The following is a 26,471-nucleotide window of genomic DNA, read 5'->3' as shown; positions in this document are numbered from 1 at the left end:
TATGCGCCCGGTGTTCCTCCTCCGGGGCGTCAGTTTACCTCGATCCCCACGGATTGCAGGGAACCGGCGAGTGATCCTCCGAGCGCGCCGGCAATGCCGTCCGCGCTCCACCCGCCTTTCGCGATTTCATGTGCCGCTTCGACCGGATGCGCCCAGAGGCTCAGCCGGTCTCCGCCGATGCCGATACATTGCCCGGTCACCGAGCCCGCGGCTTCGGAGGCAAGATAGACGATCAGCGGCGCCACGTCCTCCGGCCCGCCGATCCCCATCTGCTGCCGCACGCTGTCGTCCAGCACCTCGCCGCGGGCCGCCTGCTCGGAAAGCTCGGCGAGCGCCGGGATGGTGGCGGTCATCGCGGTCAGTGCGGTGGGCACCACGGCATTCACCGTGACCCCGGCGCGGGCGAGTTCCATCGACCAGGTGCGCGCCATGGCGGCAATCCCCGCCTTGGCGGCGGCATAGGCGGTCTGGCCGAAATTGCCGCGCTGCCCGGCGATCGAGGACATGAGGATCAGCCGCCCCCCCTGCCCCGCCTCGCGCCAGTGCCGCGCGGCGGCCCGGGCGCAGGTGAAGGTGCCGCGCAGATGCGTCGCGATCACCGCATCGAAATCCGCGTCGGAGGTGTTCCATAGCACCCGGTCGCGCAGGAGCCCGGCGTTGCAGACAAAAGCATCGAGCCCCCCGAAGCTGTCAAGCGCTGCCGCGACGCAGGCCTCCGCCGCCTCCGCGCTGCCGATGGCGGCGACGCACGGCACGGCACTCGGGCCGATCTCCCGCGCCACCGCCTCCGCGGCGGCCGCGTCGATGTCGTTGACCACCACCGAGGCCCCGGCGGCCGCCAATGCCCGCGCCGTCGCGCGCCCGATCCCCTGCCCGGCTCCGGTGACCACTGCTACGCGCCCGTCGAGCCGGATGTCCCCCGCTTCGCTCATCGCCCCACGAACCTCGGCTTGCGCTTCTCCATGAAGGCCCGCGGTCCCTCCCGCGCGTCCTCCGAGGCCATGACGATGCGCTTGGCCTCGTCCTCCAGCGCAAAGCCCTCGTCCAACGGCAGCCCCGAGCTGCCGCGCACCACCCGCTTGATCTCGCGCAGCGAAACCGGGCCATTCTCGGCCAGCGCCGCAGCCATCTCGAAGGCTCGGTCCAGCACCTCGGCCTGCGGCACCACCCGGTTCACCAGCCCGATCTCGTGCGCGCGGGCGGCATCGATGGTGCCCCCGGTCAGCAAGAGTTCAAGCGCCACCGGCTCGGGGATCTGGCGGCTCAGTCGCACCAATGCCCCGGCAAAGGGAATGACCCCGCGCCGCGCCTCGGGCAAGCCGAACACGGCGCCCTCCGACGCAATCCGCAAGTCGGTGCCCAGCATGGTTTCCATCCCGCCAGCTAGGCAGAGCCCGTTGATCGCCGCGATCACCGGCTTGGCAGGCGGCGCGCGGCGCAGCGCCGAGCGGTCCTGCAGCCCCGGCTCATTGAGAAAGCGCCGGTCCCAGTCGTCCTCGGGGGCGCGGTCGCCCGACAGCAGCGGCAGCGTCCGCCCCAGATCGCCCCCCGCGCAGAAAGCCTGCGCCCCCGCCCCGGTGAGGATCGCCACCCGCAGTTCGTCCTCCGCATCGAAGGCGGCGAAGGCATCGGCCAGCCGGCAAGCCATCTCCGGTGAGATCGCATTGCGCACCTCGGGCCGGTTGAGGGTTAGCAAAAGCACCGGGCCGCGGCGCTCTTCGAGCAGGTGGGCTGCGCTCATGCGGTCGTGTCCTTTTCGAGCATCTCTTCGGCCATCCTTCGCAGGTCGACCTTGCGCACCTTGCCGTTCGCGGTCTTCGGCGTCGCCTCGATGAAGGCGATGTGGCGCGGCACCTTGTGGCGCGCGATCCGCGTCCGGCACCAGTCGCGCAGCGCGCCGGCCTCCAGCGTCTTGCCCGGGTGCAATACGACGAAGGCGAAGATCTCCTCGCCGAACTCTGGGTCGGGCACGCCGACCACCTGCGCCTCGGCGATGGCGGGGTGCTGCATCAACCAATCCTCGATCTCGACCGGGTAGATATTCTCGCCGCCGCGGATCAGCATGTCCTTGATCCGGCCAATGATCCGCAAGTGCCCCTCGGCGTCCATCACCGCCAGATCGCCGCTCTTCAGCCAGCCGTCGGCGCTGATGGTCTCGCGGGTCTGCTTGGCCATGTCGAAATACCCGGCGGTCACCAGGAAGCCTCGGATCTGAAGCTCGCCTTCCGCGCCGACGGGCCGGGTCTCGCCGCTCACTGGATCGACGATGCGGATCTCGACGTGCGGCAGCGGCACGCCCGCGGTCATCACCCGCGTCTCGAGCGGTTCATCGGGCGCCGTCTGGGTGATGATCGGGCTGCATTCGGTCATGCCCATGATGATCACCGGCTCGCAGCCGACGCGGGCATGCAGATCCAGCATCACCTGCGGCGGGATCGAGGTGCCCCCGGTGTAGGCGATCCGCCAGCGCGAGAGGTCACGCGCCCCCGCGACCAGCCCCGGGTCCTGCAGCATGCGGATGTACATGGTCGGCACGCCATTGGTGATCGTCCCGCCGTGGCGCTCGATGAGGTCGAGCAGCCGCCCCGCGTCGAAATCGGCCATCACGACGAGGCACCCGCCGGCGGCCAGCATCCCCATCACGTTGCAGACGCATCCGGCGGTGTGAAAGAGCGGCATCGCCGAGACCATCACATCGGTCTCGCGGTACCCGGCCCGCTCCGCCGCGAGCAGCGCGTTGTTGATCGTGCCGCGGTGGGTGAGCATCGCCCCCTTGGGTTTGCCGGTTGTCCCCGATGTATATTGAATCTGCAGCACGTCCTCGGGGCGCACCCCCTGCGCGACCTCGGCAAGCGCGGCCTCGGAGAACTCGGGCGCAGCCTCGAGGACCCCGTCGAAGGGCAGCGCCCCAGGAACCGCAGCCGCGCCGATTTGCACGACCAGCCGCAGATCGGGATAGGCGGAGCCGCCACCGGATCCGCTACTGGGGCGGCCACGGTCGAGCCCGGGCAGCATCTCCGCCAGCATCGCCCCGACATCGAACCCCCGGAAGACGCCCGCCACGAAAAGCGCCGAGACCCGCGCCTGCCGCAGCAGGTAATCCAGCTCGCCCTGCCGGAACGACGGGTTCACCGTCACCAGCACCGCCCCGATCCGACCCAGCGCATATTCCAGGAACACCCATTCAGGGCAATTGGCGGCCATTACCGCCACGCGCTGCCCCGGCCCGATACCATGCCCCAGAAGCGCCTTTGCCAATCGCGTGACTTCGGCGTCAAGCTCTGCGTAGGTCCATGTTGCGCGGGCCTGCGGCTCATCGAAGATGAGCGCCGGGCGCCCCGGCAGCGCCGCGGCTCGCTCGGCAAGCAGGGCCCCCAGCGTGGTTTCGCGAAGCGGCGCAGCCGACGCCTCGGGCAGCCAGTGCGCAAGACCTGTGGCGGTCACTGCCATCGACACGTTCCTCCCTCCGGGTCGACTCAGGATGGACGAAGTCCATGCCATACTGTACGTAATGGAACTGTTCGATGTAAAACAAAATCGTGGAGGACGTCTGTGCCGGTGCCCGAAAGCCAAGACCGCCAGCTGCGCCTCGACGCCGGAGAGGCCGAGGAAACCCTCGGCTACAAGCTGCGGCTCGCGCAGATCCTCGCGTTCCGCGGTTTCGAACAGAGGCTTACCGATTATGGACGCGCGCCGCGCTATCTGGGCCTTCTGGCGGTGATCCGCGCCCACCCGGGCCAGCCGCAGAGCCGGATCGCCGAGGCCGTGGCCCTGCCCCGATCAAGCTTCGTGACCATTCTCGATCAACTCTGCGCAGAGGGGCTGATCGAACGCCGGCTCATGGAACACGACCGCCGGTCCAACGGCCTCTGGCTGACGCCGCAGGGCGAGGACGTGGTGGGGCGGCTCCTGCTGGAAGCGCAGCGCTACGAGGCCGAGATGACCCGCGGCATGACCCCGGACGAGATCGCGAGCGGGCTGCGCGTGCTGCAAAAGCTCATCGACAACCTGTCCTGACGCAGCCGTCCCCGCTCCCGGGGAGTCGCGCCCCGGAAGGCGCTCTCTGGAAGGCGCGCTCCAGCCCTCGACGTACCCCTGCGCCGCGTTCAGCCCTGCGCCGGGAACTTGACGTGCACGCTCAGCCCGCCCGCGCTCTCGACGTTCAGGGTCGCCCCGTGCTGGAAGGTCAGCGTGCGGATCATCCGCCAGCCGAGCGACTGCGAGCGCTCGGGCCGCTCCGCGCCCTCCGGCAGGCCGACCCCGTCATCGGCGACGTTCAGGACCAGCCCGGCCTGCAGGCTGCCCTCCACCCTGACCGAGATCGTCCCCCGGTCACGCCCGGCAAAGGCGTACTTGTAGGCATTGGTGATCAATTCGCCGACGATCAGCCCGATGTCGATGACCAGCTTGCCCTCCAGCTCCATCTGCGGACAGACGACCCCGATCGTCACCTCGCGGCCACTCCCGCTGAAGGCGCGCTCGGCGTTCGAGGCGACCTCCTGCAACATCTCGCCAAGCTCGAGGTCGCCGGCCCCGGTGGTGCGCTGCATCAGCTCGTGCGCCTTGGCCAGCGCGCCAACGCGGATCTCGAGCTCTCGGAGCACCTGGTGGGTCTCCTCCGCCTCGGCCTGCGACTTGCTCATGCGGATCAGCGCGACGATCAGCGCAAGGTTGTTGCCCGTGCGGTGGTGCAATTCCTGCATCAGCAGATCGCGGTCGGCGATCCCCTCGGTCAGTGCCCGGTTCTGCTCGGTGAGCGCCGCCGTCGGATCCTTGGCGCTGAGCGCGCTCAGCGCTTCGGCGGCCCTTGCGGCAAGCAGGCCGCTGTCCGGCACCGCGGCCGAGGACAGGAACGAGGTGTTGATCCGCGTGCCTTCGTGGCCGGTCTCGACCTCGAACCGCTCGGCGATCCGCTGAACGCCGCGCAGCCCCAGCCCCATGCCCGAGGAAGAGGAGCCAACCGCACCGTTCGGGTCGAGGTGTTCCTGCGGGATGCCCCGGCCCTGGTCGATCACCGTCAGATCCAGCGCCGGCTTGCCGCGGACCTCGGTCAGCGCAAAGGTGGCCCGCCCCTTCTGGCCATGCTCGATGGCGTTGCGCCCCAGCTCGACGATCGCGGTCACCGTCCGTGTCCGCTCGAAGGCACCGAAGCCAAGCACGTTGGTCAGCGTCATCGCAACTTCGCGCAGCCGCGCGACATCGGCGCTCTTCTCGAGGTTCACCGTCGTCAGCTTCGCGGGTTTCATTGCTCGGGCCCACGGGTGATGCGCATCACCACGATGCTCGCGTCGTCGCGCCCCCGGAAGGCCCGGTCGAGGAAGAAACCGGCGATCACCAGCGGGCTCTTCTTGAGCAGCCCCGGCGGGAAATGCGCCTCGCGCAATGTCTTCAGACCGTCGCTGTGCAGGATCAGCAGGTCGCCCTCTGCCAGTTGCACGCTCTCCTCGTAGCCGCGCGTCGGCCCGGCACCGATCCGCCCGTCGCGCACCGCCATGCGGCGCACACCCTGCGCGCCGATCAGCAGCGTCGAGATATTCCCAAGGCCGGCGTAGCTCATTTTCATCGCTGGCTGGGCGATATGGACGATGGCCGCCACCGCGCCCCGCCGCCCGACAAGCTGCTCGGTGATCTGGCGCATCGTCGCGCCCGGTTCCTGCGACAGGCCCCCGGCGCGCCCGGCCGCATCCAGCACCTCGCCCGCCGCCGCCGCGGCCTCCGGCCCGTGCCCCAGCCCGTCGCAGAGCAGCAGGTCGGTCGCGCCGCGGGTCTGGCGCAGCTGGAAGTCGTCGCCGCACTCCCGCTCGTTCGGATGGCAGACTCGCAGCGCCGCCGCGTCGACCCCGAGGTCAGGTGCATCGGGCCGCGCCGCAAAGGTGCAGACCAGCGTCGTGCCGCTCTCGGCCGTACTGTAGATGTCGAAAGTGTCCGACAGGCGACGGATCGCACCGAGCCCGAGCCCGGCGGAATCCGCAGAGCTTTCCCCGTCCTGGAACATCCTGTCGATGTCGGAAATTCCCGGACCCCGGTCGGTGAAGATCATGACCAAGCGCATGGCGCCGGCGTTGCGCTGCACGTCGATCAACGCCCGGCCGCGGTCGGCGTAGCGCAAGATATTGGTCGTCGCCTCGCTGGCCACGATCGCCAGCTCGTCGATGCGTTGCTCGGGCAATCCCATCCCGGCGGCAAGCCGCCGCGCAAGGCGGCGGATCACGGCCACCGCGCTGCGGTCATCAATCTCGACCCATTGATTCATAGTTTCACGCTCATCGACACGGTCGTTCCCTCGCCCGGCACCGAGCGGATCTCGAAGTCATGCGCCAGCCGCTTCGCCCCGCCGAGCCCCCGGCCGAGGCCCCCGCCCGAGGTGTAGCCCTCGGTCATGGCCAGCGTCACGTCTTCGATCCCCGGACCCGTGTCCCGGCATTCGACGAGCAGATACTCTTTGCGGGCATCGAGATAAATCGAAATGTCGCCGCCGCCGCCGTGGACAATGGCGTTGCGTGAGATCTCGCTCACCGCCGTCGCGAAGCGGGTAACGCGAAGCGCGCTTGCGCCGCGCTCCTTCATGAACCGGGCCACCGCCTGACGTGCCGCCACGACATCGCGACTGGACGCGAGGGGCATGGCCGCAAGCAGGGTCCTGTTGGCTGTCTGTCTGCGCTCAACCACGCCGCAACTGCGCAAGCGCATGGGTCAGGCTGAGCGCGGTCCGTGTCTCGGTGAGATACATTCCCAGCTCGACCAGGGTCACCGCGACCGCCGGGCGCATGCCAACCACGAAGGTCTCGGCGGCCAGCAGCCGGGAGATCCCCGCGAGCTGCGCGATGACCCGGCCCACGAAGGTGTCGACGATCTCCAGCGAGCTGATGTCGAGGATCACGCCTTTGACGTTCTCCTTGGCGATCCGATGCGAGAGCATGTCCTGAAGTTCGACGATTTCCGTATCCGTGACGTCGTCCTGGATCGACACGAGCAGCGCGCGTTCGACCAGGGTTATCGACGTGACGCCGGACACCTCAGGAGGCCTCGGTGGTCTTGATGACGTAGCCGACCTTCTGCAGCGCATCCGACAGCGCCGTGCGGATGCTCGAGCGGGTCGAGACGGTTCCCACGTCGATGCCGAGCTGCACCATGGTCTGGGCGATCATCGGGCTGATGCCGCTGATGATGCACTCGGCGCCCATAAGGCGCACCGCGGCGGCGGCGCGCAGCAGGTGCTGCGCCACCTGCGTGTCGACGGTACCGACGCCGGTGATGTCCATGATCACCACCTCGGCCTGGCGCTCGAGGATGGTCTGCAGCAGGTTCTCCATGACCTCCTGCGCACGGGCGGAATCCAGCGTGCCGATCAGCGGCAGGGTCAGCACCCGGTCCCAGAGCTCGACCACCGGGGTCGACAGCTCGAGCATCTCCTGGCGCTGGCGCTCGATGATCTGGTCCCGCTCGCCGATGAAGATCTCGTTGGTGTAGATCGCAAAGGCATCGACCAGCCGCGTCACCAGCAGCACGTCGCGGATCAGCACGCTCTGTTCGACTTCGATCATTGCCTCGAGCCGGTTGAAGAGCGGGGTTTTCAGCGCCAGCACGAAGGTTGCCATCTCGGTCGGCGTCACGCCGCGGCTGACCCGCTCCTTGCTGACCTCCGAGAGCACCGCGCGCAGATCTTCCCAGGCATCGTCATCGAGGTTGAACTCCTCGCCGACAACGCCCGCACGAACCCCCTTGGCAAAGGCCTTGAGCAACTCCTGGTTCTGCGCCCGGCTCTCGGCATCAGAGAAAAGGTCCGAGCGTTTCACGCCCTCTTTGACCTGCGTGCCAAGCCACTCCTCGACGATGCCGGAAAAGCTCGTCTCGAGGATCGTCAGGATATTCGCCGTCGCGGATTGCGGCATTTGGAACCCCAGTGCTGAATGATGCGGCAGGTAAGCCAATTAGTCGCCCGAGAGTCAATGGCAAGACCCATCGCACGACCTGCTTTCCCGCGATTACAGCAGCTTCCGTCACGTAGGACGGCGTTCACCAGGCGCAGGGCGCCGCGCACATGAAAAGGGCGGGAGCTTTCGCCCCCGCCCTTTGAGCCAAATCGTCCGGCTCAGAGGCCCGCCGCCTCCATCGCCGCGATCACCTTGTCGGGCGTCGCGGGCATGTCGTAAACCCGCGCGCCGCAGGCGTTGCGCACCGCGTTCAGCACCGCCGCGCCCGCGCCAGAGATGCCCAGCTCGCCGATGCCCTTGGTCTGGATCGGGTTGGCCATGTCGTCGCGCTCCTCGAGGAACACCACCTGCATGTCGCCCGGCACGTCGGCATGGGCGGGCACGTGGTAGTTGGCCAGATCGCGGGTCACCACATGGCCGGTCCTTGGGTCATGCGCCATCTCCTCGGTCAGCGCCGCGCCCAGCCCCCAGATCATCCCGCCGAGCGCCTGCGAGCGGGCGGTCTTCTCGTTGAGGATCCGCCCCATGGCCATCACCCCGAGCATCCGCCGCACCCGCACCTCACCGGTGTAGGCATGGACCGCCACCTCCGCGAAATGCGCGCCGAAGCCCGACGAGAAATGGCTCTCCGAGGTCTCGCCGGCCTCGATGCTCGCCTCTTCGACCATCTCCTCCTCGACCAGCTCCGCCAGCGGGACCTCGCGGTTGCCGCCGCGGGCGATGCCATCCTGCAGCGTCAGCTCCGACAGGCTGCAACCCATGCGCCCGGCGAGGGTCTCGCGGATCGCCTTCGCGGCGAGGAAGGTCGCCGAGCCCGCCGAGTTGGCGCCAAAGGAACCACCCGAGCCCGAGGCCCCGGGGAAGCTGGTGTCGCCGAGGCGCACCTCGACCTTCTCCACCGGCAGGCCCAGCATCTCGGCGGCGATCTGTCCAAGGATCGCATAGCTCCCGGTGCCGATATCGGTCATGTCGGTCTCGACCACCGCGCCCTCTGCGCTCAGCCGCACCCGCGCCGCGGATTTCACCAGCATGTTCGAGCGCGCCGCCGAAGCCATGCCCATGCCGACGTACCACTCGCCCTCGCGGCGGCTGCCCATCGGCTTGCGCGCGTCCCAGCCAAAGCGCTCGGCGCCCTCGCGCAGGCAATCGCCAAGACGCGTGGCGCTGAACGGCTGACCGGTCATCGGGTTCTTCTCGGGCAGGTTCTTCAGCCGCAGCGCGACCGGGCAGATCTCAAGCGCCTCGGCAAGCTCGTCCATCGCCTGCTCGAGCGCCAGCATCCCCACGGCCTCGCCGGGCGCGCGCACCGAGCCCGCCGGCGTCCGGCAGACGCGCGCCACGGTCTGCGCGAAGCTGAGCCCCTCGGCACCGTAGAGGAACTGCGACGCCTGGCTCACCGGCTCGGCAAACCCTTCGCCCTTGAGGTTGGACACGCGGTCGTCATGCGACAGCGCCCGAAGGCGGCCATCCTTGTCCGCGCCGAGCCGCAGCCGCTGGCTGGTCTCGGTGCGGCGCAGCACGGCATCAAAGACGGTTTGCCGGGTCATCACCACCCGCACCGGACGCCCGAGCGCGCGGGCAGCCAGCGCGGCGGCCACCGCTTCGGGGCCAATGCCCAGCTTCGAGCCGAAGCCGCCCCCGATATAGGGCGCAAGGATGCGCACCTTTTCCGCCGGAATGCCGAGCGAATCCGCCAGCTCCTCCTTGTTGAACCGCAGCATTTGCAATGCGCCTCGCAGGGTCAGGCTGTCGCCTTCCCAGTCCGCCACGGCCGCATGCGGCTCCATCGCGGCGGCGGCTTGCGGCGCGGTGGTATAGGTGCGGTCGAGCGTCACCTCTGCCGCCCCGTAGGCAGCGTCGAAGTCGCCCGCGGTGTCGGGATCATCCTGTTCGAGCTCGTCGCTGCGGGCGGGATCGGTCACAACCTCCGCCTCGGCGTCGTATTTCACGACAAGCTGCTGCGCGGCATCGCGCGCCGCTTCGAAGCTCTCGGCCACCACCAGCGCAATCGGCTGGCCGTGGTAGTGCACTTCGTCGCCGGGCTGCACGGGGGCCTCGCCCGCCATGCCCTGCGCCGGGTTGCGGATGAAATCGGGGCCATGGAAGACGCCCAGCACGCCGGGCAGTCCCGACACCGAACTCTCGTTGATCTCGGTGACCCGGCCGCGCGCAATGGTGGCGCGCACCAGCACGCCCTGCGCGGCGCCCTCGGGCAGCCCGTCGGCGGCGTAATGCGCCCGGCCAGAGACTTTCTTCGGCCCCTCGGGGCGGTCGAGAGGGGCACCGACGATGCCCTGTCCCGTCTCGTCAAGCAGGCGCGGCTGCGCCTCGTCCATGCGGAAGCTCTTTGTCATGCCGGGGTCCTCGCGGTGCTGGCGCCTGTCGCGGTGTCGGCCAGTCCGGTGGCCTCGCGCAGCGCGGCGATCAGGGTGCGCCGCAGCAGCGGCTTCTTGAACTCGGTGTCGGGATGGCAGTTGGCCTTCGCGATCAGCGCGTCGGCAGCCTTGCCGAACGCCTCGTCGCTCGGAACCGCTCCTTCCAGCGCGGCCTCGACCTCCGGATCGGTCCAGGGCCGCGGCGCCACACCCCCAAAGGCCAGCTTGGCCGAGCCTATGTGCTCGCCGTCCATTTCCACCACAGCGGCCACCGAGACCAGCGCGAACGCATAGGAGGCGCGGTCCCGCACCTTCTTGTAAACCTGCCGCGTCTCCGCCATCGGCGCCGGCAGCCGCACGGCGGTGATGATCTCGCCCGCCTCCAGCACGGTCTCGATGTCGGGCCGGTCGCCGGGCAGCCTGTAAAGCTCGCTCACCGCAAGGTGCCGCGTCTCGCCCTCTTTCGAGCGGATCTCCACCTCGGCGCGCAGCGCCGCCAGCGCGACCGCCATATCCGAGGGGTGCGCTGCAAGGCAGTGTTCGGAAGTGCCGAAGATCGCCAGCATGCGCCCTACGCCCTCCTGCGCCGCGCAGCCTTCGCCCGGGCTGCGCTTGTTGCACGCCATGGCGGTGTCGTAGAAATACGGGCAGCGGGTGCGCTGCAAGAGGTTACCGCCGGTGGTCGCCTTGTTGCGGATCTGCCCCGAGGCGCCCGCGAGGATCGCCCGCGACAGCAGCGGCCAGCCGCTGCGGATGCGCTCGTCTGCCGCCAACTCGGAGTTGGTCACCAAGGCACCGACGCGCAGACCGTCGCCCTCTTCCGAGATACCCTGCAATTCCCCAAGCCGCGAGATGTCCACCAGCCGCGCCGGGGTCATCACTTGAATTTTCATCAGGTCGAGCAGGTTGGTGCCCCCGGCGATCACGCTCGCCCCCTCGCCGAGCGCGCCCGCGGCCCCCTCGAGCGTCTCGGCCCGGCTGTACTCGAAGTCCCTCATGACTTCACCTCCGCGGCCATGGCAATCGCCTCCCGGATCAGCGGATAGGCCGAGCAGCGGCAGAGGTTGCCGCTCATGCGCTCGGCAATCTCGGCATCATCGAGCGGCATCTCGCCCTCCAGAGAGGCCGAGGCATAAGACGGATCGCCCGCCCGCAACTCCTCGAGCATCGCGGTGGCCGAAACGATCTGCCCCGGTGTGCAGAAGCCGCATTGGTAACCGTCCTTGGCGACAAAGGCCTTTTGCAGCGCGTTCAGCGCCTCGGGGCTGCCGAGCCCCTCGATGGTGGTCACCTCGTCGCCCTCGTGCATGGCAGCGAGGCAGAGGCAGGAGTTCACCCGCTTGCCGTTGAGCAGAACCGTGCAGGCGCCGCATTGACCGTGGTCGCATCCCTTCTTGGTGCCGGTCAGCCCAAGCTGGTCTCTCAGGGCGTCGAGGAGGGTGGCGCGCGTGTCGTGCTCGACATCGCGGGACTCGCCGTTCACTGTGAATCGTGTCCGCATGTGGCTCTCTTGCTTGAAGGTGGCGGGGACTTGGGCGACGCGTATCGCCCCTTGCCCCCACAACGGCCCGAACGGCGGAGGGGTTCCAGACAGCCGGCTCAGCCCCCAGTGCGATCGCGGAAAGCCGCCACCGCCTGCGCCTCGACGGTAAAACTCTCACCGGCCCCCTCTGCGCAGCTGACCTCCGCGCGCGCGGTGTCGAGGATCAGCTCCCAGTCGCCCTCGGGCAGGGTGAAGCTGCAGGCCTCGCCGCCGTTGATCAGGATCAGCAGGTCCGGACAATCCTCCTGGTGGTGCCGCAGCCCAAAGGCATAGAGCCCCGCGTCCCCCCAGTCCTCCTCCGTCATCTGCCGCCCCTCGGGGTGCAGCCAGACGCTCTCGGTGGCTTCGGGGCGCGGCCAGAAGCCATAGGGCGCCAGGTGCCCGCGCCATTCGCGGCGCAGCGCGGTCAGCGCCGAAACGGTGCCGACCAGCTCCGGCTTCGCCGCCTCCCAATCGATCCAGGTGGTCTCGTTGTCCTGGCAATAGGCATTGTTGTTGCCGCCCTGCGTCTGGCCCATCTCGTCGCCCGCCAGCAGCATCGGCACCCCGTGCGAGACGAAAAGCGTCGCCAGCAGCCCCTTCACCCGCCGCACCCGCGCCGCCTCGATGCCCGGATCCTCGCTCGGCCCCTCCTGGCCCATGTTGTCCGACAGGTTGTTGCCGTGGCCGTCGCGGCCCTCCTCGCCGTTGGCCTCGTTGTGCTTGTCGTTGTACGACACCGTGTCCCACAGGGTGAAGCCGTCATGCGCAGCGATGAAATTCACCGACGAGGTCGCGGGCCGGTGCGAATGGTCGAACTGCACCGGGCTGCCCATCAGCCGCTCCGAAAGCGCGCCGAGCTTGCCCGGATCGCGCCGCCAGAACCCCCTCACGTCGTCGCGGAACTTGTCGTTCCACTCGCGGAAGGGCCAGGGAAAGCCGCCCACCCGGTAGCCGCCCTCGCCCACGTCCCAGGGCTCGGCAATCAGCTTGACCTGGCTCAGCACGGGGTCCTGCCGGATGGCGTTGAAGAACCCCCCTTCCCTCTCGAACCCCTCGGGCTCGCGCGCCAGCGTCGAGGCCAAGTCGAAGCGGAAGCCATCGACGTGAAAGGCCTCGACCCAGTAGCGCAGGCTGTCCATCACCATGCGCAGCACCATCGGGTGCGCCACGTTGAGCGTGTTGCCGGTCCCGGTGGTGTCAAACCCGTGCCGGCGGCTCTCGGGCGAGAGCAGGTAATAGCTGGCATTGTCGATGCCCCTGAACGACAGAGTCGGCCCCAGCTCGTTGCCCTCGGCGGTATGGTTGTAGACCACATCAAGGATCACCTCGATCCCGGCGGCGTGGAAGCGTTTGACCGCGGCCCGCACCTCGCGCACGTCCTCGGTCGCCAGATAGGTGCGGTTGGGCGCAAAGAAGCCGAGCGTGTTGTAGCCCCAGTAATTGCGCAGCCCCGCCTCGATCAGGTGGCGGTCCTGTGCCATGGCGTGGATCGGCAGAAGCTCGATGGTGGTGACGCCCAGCTTTTGCAGATGCTCGATGATCGGGTCCGAGGCCAGCGCGCGGAAGGTGCCCCGATCGGCCTGCACCACGCCCGGATGGCGCATGGTCAGACCCTTCACATGGGCCTCGTAGATCACCGTGTCCTGCCAGCGGACCTGCGGCGATGCATCCGCCTCCCAGTCAAACACCGGATCGGCCACCACCGCCTTGGGCATGAAGGGGGCGCTGTCGCGGGTGTCGAGGTCAAGGTCCGAGCCCCCCACCGGGTAGCCGAAAAGCGCATCGTCCCATTTCAGTTGACCGCGCATCGCCATGGCATAGGGATCGAGCAGCAGCTTGTGGGGGTTGAAGCGGTGGCCGTTCTCGGGCTCGAACGGCCCGTGCACGCGATAGCCATAGGCCTGCCCCGGCCCGAGGTCGGGGCAATACCCGAAGAAGATGCCGCCCTCGGCGCGGGGCAGCTCCAGCCGCGCGAGCTCCTCCTTGCCTGCCGCGTCGAAGAGGCACAGCTCCACGCTCTCGGCATGGTCCGAGAACAGCGCGAAGTTGGTGCCCTCTCCATCGAAGCGGGCCCCAAGCTGGTCCGGACGCGAGCGCGCGGGGTCGATGGTCACGTCACGGGGGTCGATCATCTCAGCTCTCCAAGGCCGAGACAGCGGCCATCTGCGGCGGATGCCGGAACAGGGCGCGCGCGGCGGGACGCCGCAGCGCCGTTTCCCGCCGGTTCATCATCTCGGCGGTGATCAGCAGTGTGCCACCGCTGCTGCGACGGAACCAGCGGGCATCCTCCTCGGCATCGAGCCCCGCCTGAAAGCCGTCGGGCAGGCGGACGCCGGAGCCGACGAGCGTATCGCGCAGGTGGCAGCGCCGCCCCACGGTGGCGCCGGGCAGCAGCACACTGCCCTCGAGCGCGCTGTCGCGGGCAAAGGTCACCGGGCGGCGCATGGTCTGCGGCAACGGCACCGGCGGCTCTGCCCCGGCAAAATCGAGCTGGCTTCGGCGGTAGGCGTCCAACGTGCCGACGTCGCGCCAATAGGCCCCCTGCCCCGCCCCGGCCTGCGGCATCCGCCAGACCGACAGCTCGCCCGCTGCCATCGCCATCGGCAGGATGTCATGTCCGAAGTCATGGCGTGTGTCCTCCCGCTCGGCATCCGCGCGCAGCGCGGCCTTCAGCCAGATCCAGTCGAAGACGTAGAGACCCGCCGAGGCCAGCGCCCGCTCCGGATCACCGCGCATCGGAACGGGGCGCGGCGGCTTCTCGGCAAACCCGATGACCCGCCCGTCCGGCCCTTCCTCGAAGACCCCGAAACCGCGCGCCTCGTGCCGCGGCACGGCGGTGGCGACCACCGTCGCGGCGCAGCCCTGCGCCCGGTGGTGCGCCAGCAGCGCGCGCAGATCGAGGTCCAGCACGTGATCCCCCGACAGGATCATCACCTCGCGCGGCGCATGTGCATCGATCAGCGTCGCGGTCTGGCGCAGCGCATCTGCAGTGCCGCGAAACCCGCAGGCAGCAAGCGCGGCGCCATCGCGCTGCAGGATGCCGCGCGGGAAGTGATGTGCCCAGCGATCCTCGAGGTGGCGCGACAGGTCACGCGGACGGTACTGGGTGGCCACAAAGAGGCTCGGGAAACCGGCCCGGGCCAGCGCGGCGAGAACGAAATCGACGATCCGCCCGTCGCCGGAGCCGAAGGCCACCGCGGGCTTGCACTGCCGGTCGGTCAGCTCGTGCAGGCGCGAGCCGCGCCCTTCCGCGAGCAGCACAGGCATGCATCGCTCGACGCTCGGGTCGAGGATTTCGGGAAATCGGATGCTCGATTGAGCGGAGGATATACGCATCTCAAGAGGCCCCATCAGGTCATAGGACAGCCCCGGGCGCGGCGCCCCGTCAGGGCGCCTCGACACTGGGTGTGTGTGGAATGATCTGACCGGCCGGACGATCCGCACGTGGAACCCTCCCGCACCTCCTATGGTTCCGCCAAAACCCCGCGGCCCGTGTCGAATTCCGTAAGCAAGATATTCCCGTGGGAGCCGTCGGGCGCGGGCGGCCCCGTGGCCTCTATACTGCCGGGGCGCCATCTGGCGGCGAACACGCGAAAATCGCCCCTGCGACCCGCCGCAACCTCGCATGGGGGCGCCCGGCCCGCCGCGCGCCGCGGATTTTCGGCCTAACCCATTGGGACTATTGCAAATAAACCAAAAACAAGCCGGAAAAACGCTGCAAAACCATTGGCTTGCCCAGAAAATGATGACGTTCGAGACCTCCCTGCCTACTCTATTGCCGAACCCGCTCTACATCGCGATGCCGAGCTGGATCAGAGCGCGGCTCGATCTCCCGCCGAACCGAGTCCGCCTCATTTCCACCGTCCGAAAACCGGAAGGGTCTTGAGGAGCGGATGTGTTTGACCCGTGCACTCCACCCCCCGACAGCGCGCGCAGTTCACAGCTGTGAACTTTCACGCCGCGCGACGGTCAAGGGCGAGGACCATGCGGTTCGAGGAGAAGGTCCCTTCCCGTGCCTTGCGGGTCAGATGGCGGAGGTAGCCCCCGGGATTTCGGATTTCAGAGAACCTCTGGAGCATGGCGCAGAGCGTCGCCGAGGCTTGTTCGGGACCCATGGCTGCCTTGGCGTCGGCCCAGGCGGAGTCGGAGATGCCGGTCATCGGACGGATCTTCTCTGCGGCTCGGATCAGGCTGGGCCAATCGTGGATCGGGTCGGGGGAGAAGACCGCGATCTCGGAGCACGTTCCGAGGACAAGGCGCAAGGGTGGCGGCGGCGCTGCCGGTTTCTCGGCAAATTGCGGAGCCTGGTCATCACAGGTCGAGGCGTCCTGCAAAGGTGCAACCGACACATCGGCCCGTTGTTCAGAGTCTAAAGAGTCTTTTTGTGACGTCTGTTGGTGCTGCTCATTTTGGGCTTCACTGCTGCTCATTTCTATCGTTTCGACGTCGAAGAGACGGGTCGCACGGAGGACGGCGGCTCGCAGCTTGCGCTCGATGTCTTCGAGAGTGTCGAGGTCGAGCTTCCGGCGCAGGTCCCGGGCCGTCAGGCGTGCGAGGTCGGAGAGCGCGTCCCACGGGCCCTCGGGCAGCTCGATACGGCCAAGGTCGGCAAGGGCCGCGAGGTCGCGACGCAGAAGGCTGGCGGTCTCGCGCAGGGCGCGTCTCCGGGCGTCGAGCAGACGGGTCTCCTCGGCGCGCTCCGCGATCTCGGCGGCGCGGCGGAGCAGGGGGCTCAGGTCGAACCCGAAGGCGATCTTCTCGCCGGCGACGCGGCGGGCGTAGCGCTTGCCGTTCGGGCTGTCGCGGCGGATCAGCAGACCGGCTTCGACCAGCCGCGACAGATGGCGGCGCATGGTCGAATTGGGCATACCGTTGGCGCGAGCGCAAATCGTCTCGTTCGACGGGTGGACGACCAGCGAGTGCGCGGGGTCGAGCCGGGCCTCGGGATGGAAGCTCAGAAGCGCCTGCAGCAGGGTGATGTCGCGATCGGCAAGCTCGAAGCTCTTGCGGGCCGTCGTGAGGTCGCGAAGGATTTGCCACTTGTCGATCGGGCAGGGGGCATCTGCGACCTGCTGCCGTGCTCTCAGAGAGCCCAGGACAGCCTCAGCCGTTCGCCCAAAAGGCGTGATTGGGGTGTAACCCATGTTTTTCATTCACGAAGACAAGAAATAGCCGTTCCGCAAATCGAATTCGACTTGCGGGCAGAGGCTCCAGACACTACCTTGAGGGTGCTAAGAACAAGTGAGGGTCTCGTAGAGCGTAAGCTTTGCGGGGCTCTTTCTTTGTCGGGCTCGTGCCTCCTATCTCTTTGTTATCGTTGACTGCTCAGTCTTCCGCGCGGCTTTTCCAGCGCGCGTGAAGCTCTTCGATGACGGCTTGCGCCTCCGACTCGATCCAATCGGCGAAACGCGGGTCGTCAAATTCCATGTTGAGGCCCTTGGCGGTGCGTTTCAGCGTGCCGGCCTTCCTGCCGTTCACCACGAGGGCCTGACGCCGCGGCTTTTCCGCCGATTTCGCGCGCGGCACTGCCGGACGGGCAGGGGAGGGGGTCAGATGGCCCATCACCACCTCGAAGGCTGCGACGGAGACGTCCTCGGGCGGGGTCTCGCCGCTGACCACGGCGACCTGTGCGCGGGTGTGCACGTCGTCGGCAAGCCGCGCCAACTCGTCCTTGTCGGCCCCGGTCTGCTCGATGGCGCGGGCCATGGCCTCCCAGCGGGGGCGGCCGATGCCATGGGCGGCGCCGATGGCGGTGGCGAGCTCGGCGCCGATCATTTCGGCCACCGACAGCGCCATGGAGATCGACGACTTGCTGACGGTCAGCACCTCGGCGACCTGGCTCTGGTTGCCGAAACCGGTATCGACCAACTCCTTGGCGAAAAGGGCCTTTTCGATGAAGGACAGATCGCGGCGGGCCATGTTCTCGGAGATCTGCGCGGTGACCGCGTCGCGCTCGTCGAGCGTGGCGACCAAGGCGCGGACCTTGGTGACCTTGTCGGAGCCGCGGATCGCCTCGAGCCGGCGGCCGCCGTAGACCAGCAGGTAGCGCCCCTCCTGCTCGGGGTTGCGGCGCACGAGGATCGGCACGGTCTGGCCATTGGCCTCGATCGCGTCGCGCAGGTCGATCACATCGGCGGGGTCGAGCCGGTCACGGGTGCGCAGGTCGTCGATCTGCGCCGGGTCCAGTTCCCAGACCCGGTGGCTGTCGACCGCGTCGCGGGCAGAACGCAGCGCACGGTTCGAGGCCATCATCGGCGAGCCAGCGCTGCCCTGTTTGCCCGCGGCGGCGAGGCTGTCGAGCATGGACATGCGTTTCTTGCGGGTGTCACTCATCGGTCAGGTCCTCGGTGTCCTGTTTGCCTGTTCCCTTCGTCGGCCCTCATCGGCCCCAGGTCTTCTGGATCAGCGCGGCGATCTCGTCGTTCACCGCGTTGAGGCTTTCCAGCGCGCGGTCGTAGGTGGCGCGGGTGAAGGCGCTGCGATCGACCTCGTAAAGCGTCTGCTTGGTGAGGCCGGCATCGGAGATGGCGGTGGATTTCAGCATCGGTGCGTTCAGCACCTTTTCGGCATACATGGTGCGCAGGAAGGCGACGATGCGGTTCTGCGGCGCGTCGGTCGGCTCGTAGCGGGTGAGCAGGTAGCGCATCCAGTCGTGCTTCATGTTGGCGCCCGACTCGGCGATCACGTCCATGAGGTCGGCGGTCATGCGCAGGAACTGCGACATCGACATGACGTCGAGCATCTCGGGGTGGATGGTGACCAGCACGCCGGAGGCGGCCGAGAGCGCCGACATGGTCAGGAAGCCGAGCTGCGGCGGGCAGTCGATCACCACCACGTCGTAGCGCTCGTCGACCTGCGAGAGCACGTCCTTGACACGGAAGAAGAAAAGCCCGGCGTTGCCCTGCGCCAGCGCGCGGGGGGTCTCGTGCTCGAATTCCATCAGCTCGAGGTTGCCGGGGATGAGGTCGAGCCCGGGGATGTAGGTCGGGCGGATGACCTCGGTGATCGGCACCGGGTCGTCGTAGCGGATCGCGTCGTAGAGCGTGCCGCCCTCGGGCAGGTCGAACTCGGGTTGCACCCCATGCAGCGCGGTGAGCGAGGCCTGCGGGTCGAGATCGATTGCCAGCACCCGGTAGCCCAGAAGCGCAAGCCGCTGCGCGAGGTGGGCCGAGCTGGTGGTCTTGCCCGAGCCGCCCTTGAAGTTCATCACGCCGATGACCTGCAGATGGTCGAGATACTTGTCTTCGCTGCCCTCTGGAGCAAGGCGGCGCCCGGGCAGGTAGTCGCCGGGCTTGCGGGCGGTCTTTTCGAGCAGGATTCGCAGCTCGTGGATGTCATGCACCGAATAGTGCCGGCGGTTGCCGGGGGTCAGCTCGGGGGAGGGGCCCTTGCCGTCGAGGTGCAGCTTGCGCAGGTACGAATCATTCACCCCGAGAAGCGCCGCGGCTTCGCCGGAGGTGAACTTGCGCATTTCCTTGGAAGCATCTGGCGGAAAAAGACTTTCTGCCTGCGCATGAAGCTGCGCGGTCAGCCGTTCCGAATGGTCGCGAATAACCGCGTTCAGATCGTCTTCTTCGGTGATATCCTGCATCTGCGCGCTGTCCTGCTCACTGTCTTGCCACGGGCTTTGCCCTGTGCTGCCTCGTGCCGAGCCCTGTTCCGTTTGGCGTCTTTGGCGCCTTGTCGTGTTCACGGTTTCTGGCGTGTTCCGGCTCTTTTCCGTGACTATTGCCGGAGCGACGCGAGTCGCGCAAGAAGTTTTCCACATTCGTCAGTAGGATGGCGGCTTCCGTGCCTCGGGAAGCACCTTGCAGGTGACAGCGTGTCGCCGGGGCCCGGACGCTGGACAGGCGGTTTGACCGCCGTGCGCGGGCCGGTCATCCCTTTGAGCGTTGCCGCGCGCGGGGCGCGCCGCGGCCGATCAGCGCCACCAGATCGGCGGTGACCGCGACGAGGTTCACCCGCGGCGGCACCGCCACGTAGACCGGCCGCCAGTCGGGATCAAACTTGGTCTTGAAGGCCCGCAGCCCCTCGAAATTGTAGAAGGCGCCGCCGTGCTGGTAGACGAAAGCGCCGAGCTGGCTGCTGAGCCGTGTGCCGCGCCGGGTCTCGAGACCCGAGAGTGGCGCATTGCCGAGGCTGAATTCGGCAAAGCCCTCGGCCTTGAAGTGTAGAAGGAGCTCGGTGAAGAGGAACTCCATGACCCCCGCCGGAGCCTCTTCGACGTGGCGCATCAGATCCAGCGTGGCCCCGCTGCGGGGGTCGGTCTGCCAGAGGTTGGCAAAGGCGACGATGCGCCCCGCGTGGCGGATCACCGCGATCGGCGTGCGGTCGAGGTACGCGGGCACGAAGGCGCCGACGGAGAAGCCCTTTTCGCCGCCCGCCTTGCCGCGCAGCCAGGCGTCCGAGATCGCCTGTATCTCGGCCATGAGGGCGGGCGCATGCGGCGGCGCCAGAACTTCGAAGCTCAGCCCGTCGCGCAGCGCGCGGTTGTGCGTGGTCCGCAGGCGCTTGCGGGCGCTGCCCTCGAGCGAAAAGGCTGCGAGATCCACCACCGCCTCCTCGCCGAGCTTGTGCAGCGCGAGGCCCATGTCGATCCAGAGCGGGGCGGAGGCGCCGGAGACGGCGTAGAACACCGGGCGGGCGTTGGCGGCATAGGCGGCGTCGTGGAACTCCCAGGCCAGCGCGGCGGCCTCTCCGGGGCGGCCCACGGGCTCGTGCAGGGCGACCCAGCTGCGGCCCTGCGTGCGGTACATCAGGAAGCTCTCGCCGCTTGCCGAGAAAAGCAGCGACTTGTCCCCGGTAAGCGCAATATTGGCCTCGGGTGTGTCGCTGCCGCGCAGGATGGTCTCGGCGCGGTCGAGATCGGCGGGGGTCGGCAAGCTCAGCGAAAGCCGCCCCGGCCGCAGCGCGTAGCGCAGCAGGAAGAGCCCCATGACGATCAGCCCGACCAGCATGGCGCGCAGGGCGCGGGGCGCGGCGCTGTCCTCGGCGAATTGCCACCACATGTCGCCGCTGTAGGGGGTCGCCTTATGTGCGAAGAACAGCACGCCGAACAGCATCAGCCCGAGCGAGAGCATCAGCAGCAGCCAACGCAGGCTGAGCACGTTGCGGGTGAGCCGCGTCGCCCGGTAGAACTCGCGCCGCGTCGGCAGCAGGACCAGCGCGCCGAGCCCCAGCAGCACCGCGCGGTCATAATCGACTCCATGCGCGATGCTCGCCCCGGCGCCGACCAGCAGCGCGAGGAGCGCCAGCCACCACGCCCCCTCGACTCGGCGCAGCAGCCCGTGGGCGATCACCAGCAGGCAGGCGCCGAGCGCGCTCGACAGCAGCGCGCCGCCCTCGACGAAGAACAGCGGCAGGACAAGCTCCAGCTCCTCGGTCCAGGCGTTGGTGGGGGGCAGAAGGCTCGCGATCATCATCATCGCCCCCGAGGCGAAGACCATCGCCGCCATGGCAAGCGGGGTCAGCGCGCTGATCGCGCGGAACACCGGCAGCATCACCGCGCGGGTCGGCCCGCTGGCCATGCGCAGTTCGGCCAGCGCCATCAGCGCCAGCGCCACGGCGAAGGGCACGAGGTAGTAGACCATCCGGAAAAGCAGCAGCCCGGCCGCTGCCTCGCTCACCGGCACCGAGCGGGGCAGGGCGGCGATGATGATCGTCTCGAACACCCCGACGCCGCCCGGGACGTGCGACAGCACCCCGGCCATGACCGCGACAGAGAAGACCGCGAGGAAGGTCGGAAAAGCGCCTCCGCCGGTCGGCAGGAGCAGGTGAAGGACCAGCGCCGAGAGCAGCGTCTCGACCGCGGTGAAGACGAATTGCCCCGCCATCAGCCCCGGCGAGGGCGGCCGGAAGCTGAGCCCGCGCAGGGTGAAGGGCTTCTGGCGCAGCGACAGCGCGAGCATGAGGCCGGAAATCACCGCGATGCCGGCGACGGCGGCCCAGCGGATCACCCCCGGCGGCCAGTGGATCAGCGCATCCAGCGCGTGCGGGTGCCAGACCAGCGCGGCAAGGCCGATCACCGAGGCGCCGGTGCCGAAGGCCACCGAGCCGAAGACCGAGATCGCCGCAATGTCGTAGGGAGAGAGCCCGAGCGCAGAGTAGATGCGGTAGCGCACCGCGCCGCCGGTGACCGGGCCCGCGCCGAGGTTGTTGCCGATGGCGTAGCCGAGAAAGCCGCCCGAGGCGACCACCGGGAAGGGCAGGCGGCGGCCGATGTAGCGCAGCGCCGACCAGTCATAGCCGATCAGCGCCGCATACCCCCCGAAGGTGCACAGCAGCGCCAGCGCGACGGTGGGCATCGGCGTGGCCCGAACCATGTCCATCACGTCTTGCAGGTGGACCGGTGCCAGCAGCCGGTAGAGCGCCCAGCCCCCCGCGGCAAAAAGCGCCGCGGTGATGAGGTAGGGCAGGAGCAGTCTTGCGCGCGCGCGGGTCGTGTCGGTCACATGTCGGTCCATCGTCGAGGCGGCAAGGCATCACCGGGACGATGCCCTGCGACCCGCCGGTCAGTGCTTCTTGGTCTGCGGGCGCAGCGACCACATGCTGCGCAAATCGAATTCGGTGGCGAGGTGCTGGAGCCCTCCCATCCCCGCATGACCGATAAGATAGACCCAGACAAGAGAGCCGAAGGCCGCGTGCAGCTCGACCAGGCCGTTGCCGGGGCGGTCCGGGCGGTCCGGCACCATGACGTCGTCGTTGCCGCTGATCGCCTTTATCAGCCCATCCCGGCGATCGGCCACGGCATCTTTCCCGGGTGCGCGCGCAGTTGCGCAAGCGCTTCGGGCCTCGCAGCGGGCCACGGCCCTGCTAAGTTCGGGACATGCGTCCCTGCGACGCCGATCACCGCAGCCAAACAGACCGGACCGATCCCGATGAGTTCCTTTGCCTCCCTTGTCCTTCCGACGCTCGACTCGCTTGGTGTCTGGTCCTACTGGCTCGTCGCGCTTGCCGCCCTTCTCGAGGGCTGGTGGGTGACCGGCGTTGTCGTGCCCGGCACGGTGATCGTCGACGCGGGCGGGGCGCTGGTGCGGCTCGGGCATCTCGATTTCTTCGACCTTGTCTGGTTCGTGGCCGTCGGGGCGATCATCGGCGGCGAGGCGAGCTGGCACAGCGGGCGCTGGCTCGGGACCCGGGTGAGGCTGCCGCGCAGTGGAGCCTTCCACCGTGCCGAGGAGCTGGTGCGCAGGCACGGCCCTCTGGCGCTGCTCTTGGGGCGTTTCCTCGGGCCGGACGCGAGTCTCGCGGCCCTTTCGGCGGCGCTTTCGGGCATGGACCGGCGGCAGTTCCACGTCTGGAACGCGGTGAGCGGCATCGTCTACGCGCTGGTGCATGTCAGCATTGGCTATGTCGCGGGCGACATCGTCGCGCGGCTCGCGCCCTACCTGCCGCGGATGGCGCTGCCGCTGGCGGTGATCGCGCTGCTGGTGCTGGTTACCTGGGCGGTGACCCGGCAGGTGCGGCGGGGCGCCCCGGCGCTGCTGGCGGGGCTGCATATCCTTGCGGACCGCCTCGCCGCCTGGCCGGTGGCCCGGCGTCTCGCGGGGCGGCATCCCCGGGCAATGAGCTTCCTGCGGCGCCGGCTCGATCCGTCGCATGGGGGCGGGCTGCTGGCCACCGGGATCGCGCTGCTGCTGGTCTATCTTGTCGGGGTCTTCGTGGACGGGGCGCTCGACCTTGCGCTGGTCCCCGACGCGGCGGCGCTGGATGCGCGGGTGTCCAACCTTGCGCATGCGTATTGGACGCCGCTGGGACTGGAGGTCGCGGGCTGGGTCACCCAGGCCGGGCACGTGCCGGTCGCGACGCTGGTGGCGATCGGCGGGGTGCTGGGCTTCGGTCTGCTCGGCCACCGCGCCGCCGCCATGGGGCTGGCGGTGGCGGTGGTTGGAAACGCGGTGACGGTCACCCTGCTCAAGCTCGCCTTCGGCCGTGCGCGGCCCGAGATTTCCTATTTCCTCGAGAGTTCGAACAGCTTCCCCTCGGGCCATGCGGCGATCTCGGTCGCGCTTTACGGCAGTCTCGCGCTGCTGCTCTGGCGCGAGCGCCTGATCGGGCCGACGCTGGCGATCTGGGCGGGCGTGGGCATGGCGGTCACGCTGGGTCTGTCGCGGGTCTACCTTGTCGAGCACTTCTTGTCGGACGTCCTGAACGGCTGGGTGATTGGAGCCATCTGGATGGTGATCGGCCTTGCCGCCAGCGAGGCGACACGCCGCCGCCCCGCGCGCGCGCGCAGGTCGCACCCCGGGCTGGCCTGCACGGCGCTCGGGGCCTGCCTTCTGGGGGCCTCGTGGATCGCGGTGCATCATCACCCCACGCCGGTCGAGCGTCCCGGCAGCGGCCCGGCAGTCATTGCCGACGTCCGCGCCGCGGTGACCAGCGGGCGGCTTCCGCTCGAGGTGGTGACGCTCTCGGGCGAAGCGCTGCCCGAGATCAGCATCATCTCGAGCGGCGCCGAGGCCGGGACGATCGCCGCGCGCCTGCGCGAAGCGGGCTGGAGCGAGGTGCCGCCGCCGGGGCTGCTGTCGGGCGTCGCGGCGCTGCGGCAGGACTTCATCGGCGCGCCGCAAGCCGGGGCCACCGCGCCGCTTGCCTTCCATGACGCCTACCCGGCGGAGGCGACCCTGCGCGCGCCCTCGCAGGGGGGGCTCCTGCGGCTCTGGACCGTGGGGCAGGACGAGGAGGGTGGGGCGGTCGTGGCCTGGGCCCTCGCGTCCGAGCCCTATCGCGACGCCCCGCCGCATGTCGCGCAAGCCGAGGTGCTGGCGCTCCTGGCGCCTCGGGGCGCGGTGCCCGATGCGCCAGCTGCTGGCGGCGGCGCGGAGCGCCCGGTTCTGGTCACCATTCCGGGGCGGGCGGGGGCAGTCGACTGACCACGCGCGGAGGGCGCGCCGCCACGGATCCAAAGGACGGAAGAATGAGAAAGCTCAGATGGGCCGCGGCCCTGATCGCGCCCGTGCTCAGCGTGATCGCGCTGGAAGGCCAGTGGTTTGGCTACGCGGCCTATCTGGCGGAGGGCGCCCCGGGTGCCCTGCAGTCGGAGCTGCCGCGGCAGATGATCGACCTTGCGGTCGATCCGGCGCAGGACGCGCTGACCCTGTTGGCGATTGGCGACATCGCGAACTGTCCCGAGCATACGGGGCTTGGCAGCGCCCTGCCGGTCGCCTCCGAGCTGCACGGTCTTGCGTCTCGAACGCGGTGAGGCGCAGGACCGCTGGTGGTTCGAGGGCACCGAGGCGGTCAGTCGGCGGTGTCTGCGCCGCCGTCCTTCCGGGCGGATAGCGATGCCGCGACTGCGCCGAGCCTGCGGCGCAACGGCAGCAGCCCGAGCGCCGAGACCGCGGCAAAGCCCGCGCCGGCGAGGAAGGTGGCGCCGGGGCCGTAGGTCTGCCACAGCGCGCCCGCGAGCAGGCTGGCGATCAGCAAGGCCACCCCGGTCACGAGGTTGAACATCCCGAAGGCGGTGCCGCGAAGCTCTTCGGGCACGGTCTCGGCGATCAGCGCCGCCAGAAGCCCCTGTGTGAAGCCCATGTGCAGACCCCAGAGGAGCATGCCGACGGCGATCCCCGGCACACCTTCCGACACGGCGAGCACGAGGTCCGCCACGATCAGCAGCCCGAGACCGCAGAGCAGCAGGCCGATCCTGCCGATCCGGTCCGACAGCGCCCCGATGGGCCAGGCCGAGAGCGCGTAGACGAGGTTCATGCCGACCAGCACCAACGGCACCAGCATCAGCGGCGTGCCCGCCGTCTGCGCGCGCAGGATCAGGAAGGCCTCGCTGAACCGGGCGAGGGTGAACAGCGTCGCCACCACGACGACCCACCAGTAGACCCCGCCGAGCAGCTTCAGCTCTGCGCGTGCAAGCGGGTTGCGGACCTTGCGACGTGTGGCCGGACGCTCGGGGTCTTCGACCAGCCACAGCAGCAGCCCGACCGACAGCACGGCGGGAATGACCGCGACCCAGAACACGCTGCGGAAATCGTCCGAGAACAGCCACATCAGCCCGATCGCCGCGAGCGGTCCGAGGAAGGCGCCCACGGTGTCGAGCGACTGGCGCAGCCCGAAGGCGGCCCCCCTCAGGCCCGGCGGCGCGAGATCGGCGACCAGCGCGTCGCGCGGCGCTCCCCGGATGCCCTTGCCGACCCGGTCGACGAACCGCGCGGCGACCACCCAGCCCAGCGAGCCCGCGAGCGGGAACACCGGCTTGGTCACCGCCGCCAGCCCGTAGCCGAGCGTCGCCAGTTCCTTGCGCCGCCCGATGCGGTCGGAAAGCGCGCCGGAAAAGACCTTGGTGATGGCGGCCGTGGCTTCCGCGATGCCCTCGATGACGCCAAGCGCCAGCGCCGAGGCGCCGAGGCCGACCGTAAGGTAGACCGGGAGCAGCGCATGGATCATCTCGGACGAGACGTCCATCAGCAGGGAAACGAACCCCAGTGCCCAGATGCCCGCAGGCAGCCGCGCCTTGGTCTTGGTGTCTTGCATGGTCAGCCGGCCCTTGGAGCTACGCAGCCAGCACAGACCCCGGGTGGGCGCGGTTGCAAGCACTTTTCGGACAAGAGGCCCGGATCCCCCGCGGGCGGGGAACCGCGGTCCACCGCGATGGGCGGGCGGTGCCCGGCCGGGCGCAGGTTGGACGTC

22 protein-coding genes are annotated in these 26,471 nt (G+C 68.9%); 3 read left to right on the top strand and 19 right to left on the bottom strand.

Annotated elements, in window-relative coordinates; all coding sequences use genetic code 11:
* Positions 1-29: 29 nt before the first annotated feature.
* The 3 genes from G0D83_RS04755 to G0D83_RS04745 are packed head-to-tail and all read right to left on the bottom strand — an operon-like array spanning position 30 to position 3,450.
* Positions 30-932, bottom strand: coding sequence for an SDR family oxidoreductase (locus G0D83_RS04755; RefSeq protein WP_203594874.1), 903 nt, complete (start codon positions 930-932; stop codon positions 30-32).
* Positions 929-1,741 carry an enoyl-CoA hydratase/isomerase family protein gene (locus G0D83_RS04750; RefSeq protein ID WP_108970768.1) on the bottom strand — a complete coding sequence of 271 codons (813 nt, stop codon included), beginning with the start codon at positions 1,739-1,741 and terminating at the stop codon, positions 929-931. Before G0D83_RS04750 ends, G0D83_RS04755 begins: the two co-directional genes overlap by 4 nt.
* Entirely contained in the window at positions 1,738-3,450 is a 1,713-nt protein-coding gene (locus G0D83_RS04745; protein ID WP_164190053.1) for an AMP-binding protein, read from the bottom strand. The genes G0D83_RS04750 and G0D83_RS04745 overlap by 4 nt, the downstream gene beginning before the upstream one ends.
* Positions 3,451-3,558: 108 nt before the next feature.
* Here G0D83_RS04745 and G0D83_RS04740 point away from each other — a divergent pair, with 108 nt between their 5' ends.
* Positions 3,559-4,017 (top strand): MarR family winged helix-turn-helix transcriptional regulator, encoded by a 459-nt coding sequence (locus tag G0D83_RS04740; protein ID WP_159099711.1) that lies wholly within the window; start codon positions 3,559-3,561, stop codon positions 4,015-4,017.
* A gap of 89 nt (positions 4,018-4,106) precedes the next feature.
* On the opposite strand, the gene G0D83_RS04735 is transcribed toward G0D83_RS04740, so the two are convergent.
* The 15 genes from G0D83_RS04735 to G0D83_RS04665 form a co-directional block, all read right to left on the bottom strand.
* Positions 4,107-5,246 carry a sensor histidine kinase gene (locus tag G0D83_RS04735; protein ID WP_164190051.1) on the bottom strand — a complete coding sequence of 380 codons (1,140 nt, stop codon included), beginning with the start codon at positions 5,244-5,246 and terminating at the stop codon, positions 4,107-4,109.
* The gene (locus G0D83_RS04730) at positions 5,243-6,253 is read right to left on the bottom strand and encodes an ATP-binding SpoIIE family protein phosphatase (RefSeq protein WP_164190049.1); all 1,011 of its coding nucleotides are present in this window, start codon (positions 6,251-6,253) and stop codon (positions 5,243-5,245) included. Before G0D83_RS04730 ends, G0D83_RS04735 begins: the two co-directional genes overlap by 4 nt.
* Positions 6,250-6,624 (bottom strand): ATP-binding protein, encoded by a 375-nt coding sequence (locus G0D83_RS04725; protein WP_164190047.1) that lies wholly within the window; start codon positions 6,622-6,624, stop codon positions 6,250-6,252. Before G0D83_RS04725 ends, G0D83_RS04730 begins: the two co-directional genes overlap by 4 nt.
* A gap of 37 nt (positions 6,625-6,661) precedes the next feature.
* A complete protein-coding gene (locus G0D83_RS04720) occupies positions 6,662-7,015 on the bottom strand; it encodes an STAS domain-containing protein (protein WP_254694594.1) in 354 nt (117 codons plus the stop codon).
* Between the two features lies 1 nt (position 7,016).
* Positions 7,017-7,892 (bottom strand): STAS domain-containing protein, encoded by an 876-nt coding sequence (locus G0D83_RS04715; RefSeq protein WP_108970774.1) that lies wholly within the window; start codon positions 7,890-7,892, stop codon positions 7,017-7,019.
* 200 nt (positions 7,893-8,092) lie between these two features.
* Positions 8,093-10,288, bottom strand: coding sequence for a xanthine dehydrogenase family protein molybdopterin-binding subunit (locus G0D83_RS04710; RefSeq protein WP_164190044.1), 2,196 nt, complete (start codon positions 10,286-10,288; stop codon positions 8,093-8,095).
* Entirely contained in the window at positions 10,285-11,307 is a 1,023-nt protein-coding gene (locus tag G0D83_RS04705) for a xanthine dehydrogenase family protein subunit M (RefSeq protein ID WP_164190042.1), read from the bottom strand. Before G0D83_RS04705 ends, G0D83_RS04710 begins: the two co-directional genes overlap by 4 nt.
* Positions 11,304-11,810, bottom strand: a complete 507-nt coding sequence (locus G0D83_RS04700) for a 2Fe-2S iron-sulfur cluster-binding protein (protein WP_164190040.1) — start codon at positions 11,808-11,810, stop codon at positions 11,304-11,306. Before G0D83_RS04700 ends, G0D83_RS04705 begins: the two co-directional genes overlap by 4 nt.
* Before the next feature lie 98 nt (positions 11,811-11,908).
* Positions 11,909-13,966: a glycogen debranching protein GlgX gene (gene glgX, locus G0D83_RS04695; protein ID WP_164190038.1), complete on the bottom strand. Its 2,058-nt coding sequence runs from the start codon at positions 13,964-13,966 to the stop codon at positions 11,909-11,911.
* A 1-nt stretch (position 13,967) separates the two neighbouring features.
* Positions 13,968-15,101: a sugar phosphate nucleotidyltransferase gene (locus G0D83_RS04690; RefSeq protein WP_164190036.1), complete on the bottom strand. Its 1,134-nt coding sequence runs from the start codon at positions 15,099-15,101 to the stop codon at positions 13,968-13,970.
* A 686-nt stretch (positions 15,102-15,787) separates the two neighbouring features.
* Entirely contained in the window at positions 15,788-16,978 is a 1,191-nt protein-coding gene (gene repC / locus G0D83_RS04685) for a plasmid replication protein RepC (RefSeq protein ID WP_164190034.1), read from the bottom strand.
* Positions 16,979-17,159: 181 nt separating this feature from the next.
* A complete protein-coding gene (gene repB / locus G0D83_RS04680) occupies positions 17,160-18,167 on the bottom strand; it encodes a plasmid partitioning protein RepB (protein ID WP_164190032.1) in 1,008 nt (335 codons plus the stop codon).
* A gap of 46 nt (positions 18,168-18,213) precedes the next feature.
* Positions 18,214-19,425, bottom strand: coding sequence for a plasmid partitioning protein RepA (gene repA, locus G0D83_RS04675; protein WP_164190030.1), 1,212 nt, complete (start codon positions 19,423-19,425; stop codon positions 18,214-18,216).
* Between the two features lie 286 nt (positions 19,426-19,711).
* Positions 19,712-22,285 carry a bifunctional lysylphosphatidylglycerol flippase/synthetase MprF gene (gene mprF / locus G0D83_RS04670; protein WP_370457161.1) on the bottom strand — a complete coding sequence of 858 codons (2,574 nt, stop codon included), beginning with the start codon at positions 22,283-22,285 and terminating at the stop codon, positions 19,712-19,714.
* 60 nt (positions 22,286-22,345) lie between these two features.
* Complete coding sequence (locus G0D83_RS04665) at positions 22,346-22,579, bottom strand: hypothetical protein (RefSeq protein ID WP_164190026.1); 234 nt, start codon at positions 22,577-22,579, stop codon at positions 22,346-22,348.
* A gap of 132 nt (positions 22,580-22,711) precedes the next feature.
* Between G0D83_RS04665 and G0D83_RS04660 the strand changes: the two genes are divergently transcribed.
* Together G0D83_RS04660 and G0D83_RS04655 are read left to right on the top strand one after the other, a co-directional pair.
* Positions 22,712-24,706: a bifunctional DedA family/phosphatase PAP2 family protein gene (locus tag G0D83_RS04660; protein WP_164190024.1), complete on the top strand. Its 1,995-nt coding sequence runs from the start codon at positions 22,712-22,714 to the stop codon at positions 24,704-24,706.
* A 44-nt stretch (positions 24,707-24,750) separates the two neighbouring features.
* A complete protein-coding gene (locus G0D83_RS04655) occupies positions 24,751-25,035 on the top strand; it encodes a hypothetical protein (RefSeq protein WP_164190016.1) in 285 nt (94 codons plus the stop codon).
* 38 nt (positions 25,036-25,073) lie between these two features.
* Here G0D83_RS04655 and G0D83_RS04650 read toward each other — a convergent pair whose 3' ends face one another.
* Complete coding sequence (locus G0D83_RS04650) at positions 25,074-26,315, bottom strand: MFS transporter (protein WP_164190014.1); 1,242 nt, start codon at positions 26,313-26,315, stop codon at positions 25,074-25,076.
* Between the last annotated feature and the right edge of the window lie 156 nt (positions 26,316-26,471).

Origin of the sequence: Salipiger sp. PrR003 (assembly GCF_010500785.1) — a bacterium.
In the GTDB taxonomy this organism is placed as follows: Bacteria; Pseudomonadota; Alphaproteobacteria; order Rhodobacterales; family Rhodobacteraceae; genus Salipiger; species Salipiger pacificus_A.
Note: the sequence above shows the minus strand (reverse complement) of the source record. Positions and strands in the feature narration are given on the sequence as shown.

What these genes read in the sequence shown, in the direction of transcription:
- G0D83_RS04755 (WP_203594874.1), bottom strand. Translation starts at nt 932, where the DNA reads ATGAGCGAAGCGGGGGACATCCGGCTCGACGGGCGCGTAGCAGTGGTC.
- G0D83_RS04750 (WP_108970768.1), bottom strand. Translation starts at nt 1,741, where the DNA reads ATGAGCGCAGCCCACCTGCTCGAAGAGCGCCGCGGCCCGGTGCTTTTG.
- G0D83_RS04745 (WP_164190053.1), bottom strand. Translation starts at nt 3,450, where the DNA reads ATGGCAGTGACCGCCACAGGTCTTGCGCACTGGCTGCCCGAGGCGTCG.
- G0D83_RS04735 (WP_164190051.1), bottom strand. Translation starts at nt 5,246, where the DNA reads ATGAAACCCGCGAAGCTGACGACGGTGAACCTCGAGAAGAGCGCCGAT.
- G0D83_RS04730 (WP_164190049.1), bottom strand. Translation starts at nt 6,253, where the DNA reads ATGAATCAATGGGTCGAGATTGATGACCGCAGCGCGGTGGCCGTGATC.
- G0D83_RS04725 (WP_164190047.1), bottom strand. Translation starts at nt 6,624, where the DNA reads ATGCCCCTCGCGTCCAGTCGCGATGTCGTGGCGGCACGTCAGGCGGTG.
- G0D83_RS04715 (WP_108970774.1), bottom strand. Translation starts at nt 7,892, where the DNA reads ATGCCGCAATCCGCGACGGCGAATATCCTGACGATCCTCGAGACGAGC.
- G0D83_RS04710 (WP_164190044.1), bottom strand. Translation starts at nt 10,288, where the DNA reads ATGACAAAGAGCTTCCGCATGGACGAGGCGCAGCCGCGCCTGCTTGAC.
- G0D83_RS04705 (WP_164190042.1), bottom strand. Translation starts at nt 11,307, where the DNA reads ATGAGGGACTTCGAGTACAGCCGGGCCGAGACGCTCGAGGGGGCCGCG.
- G0D83_RS04700 (WP_164190040.1), bottom strand. Translation starts at nt 11,810, where the DNA reads ATGCGGACACGATTCACAGTGAACGGCGAGTCCCGCGATGTCGAGCAC.
- glgX (WP_164190038.1), bottom strand. Translation starts at nt 13,966, where the DNA reads ATGATCGACCCCCGTGACGTGACCATCGACCCCGCGCGCTCGCGTCCG.
- G0D83_RS04690 (WP_164190036.1), bottom strand. Translation starts at nt 15,101, where the DNA reads ATGCCTGTGCTGCTCGCGGAAGGGCGCGGCTCGCGCCTGCACGAGCTG.
- repC (WP_164190034.1), bottom strand. Translation starts at nt 16,978, where the DNA reads ATGGGTTACACCCCAATCACGCCTTTTGGGCGAACGGCTGAGGCTGTC.
- repB (WP_164190032.1), bottom strand. Translation starts at nt 18,167, where the DNA reads ATGAGTGACACCCGCAAGAAACGCATGTCCATGCTCGACAGCCTCGCC.
- repA (WP_164190030.1), bottom strand. Translation starts at nt 19,425, where the DNA reads ATGCAGGATATCACCGAAGAAGACGATCTGAACGCGGTTATTCGCGAC.
- G0D83_RS04660 (WP_164190024.1), top strand. Translation starts at nt 22,712, where the DNA reads ATGAGTTCCTTTGCCTCCCTTGTCCTTCCGACGCTCGACTCGCTTGGT.
- G0D83_RS04655 (WP_164190016.1), top strand. Translation starts at nt 24,751, where the DNA reads ATGAGAAAGCTCAGATGGGCCGCGGCCCTGATCGCGCCCGTGCTCAGC.
- G0D83_RS04650 (WP_164190014.1), bottom strand. Translation starts at nt 26,315, where the DNA reads ATGCAAGACACCAAGACCAAGGCGCGGCTGCCTGCGGGCATCTGGGCA.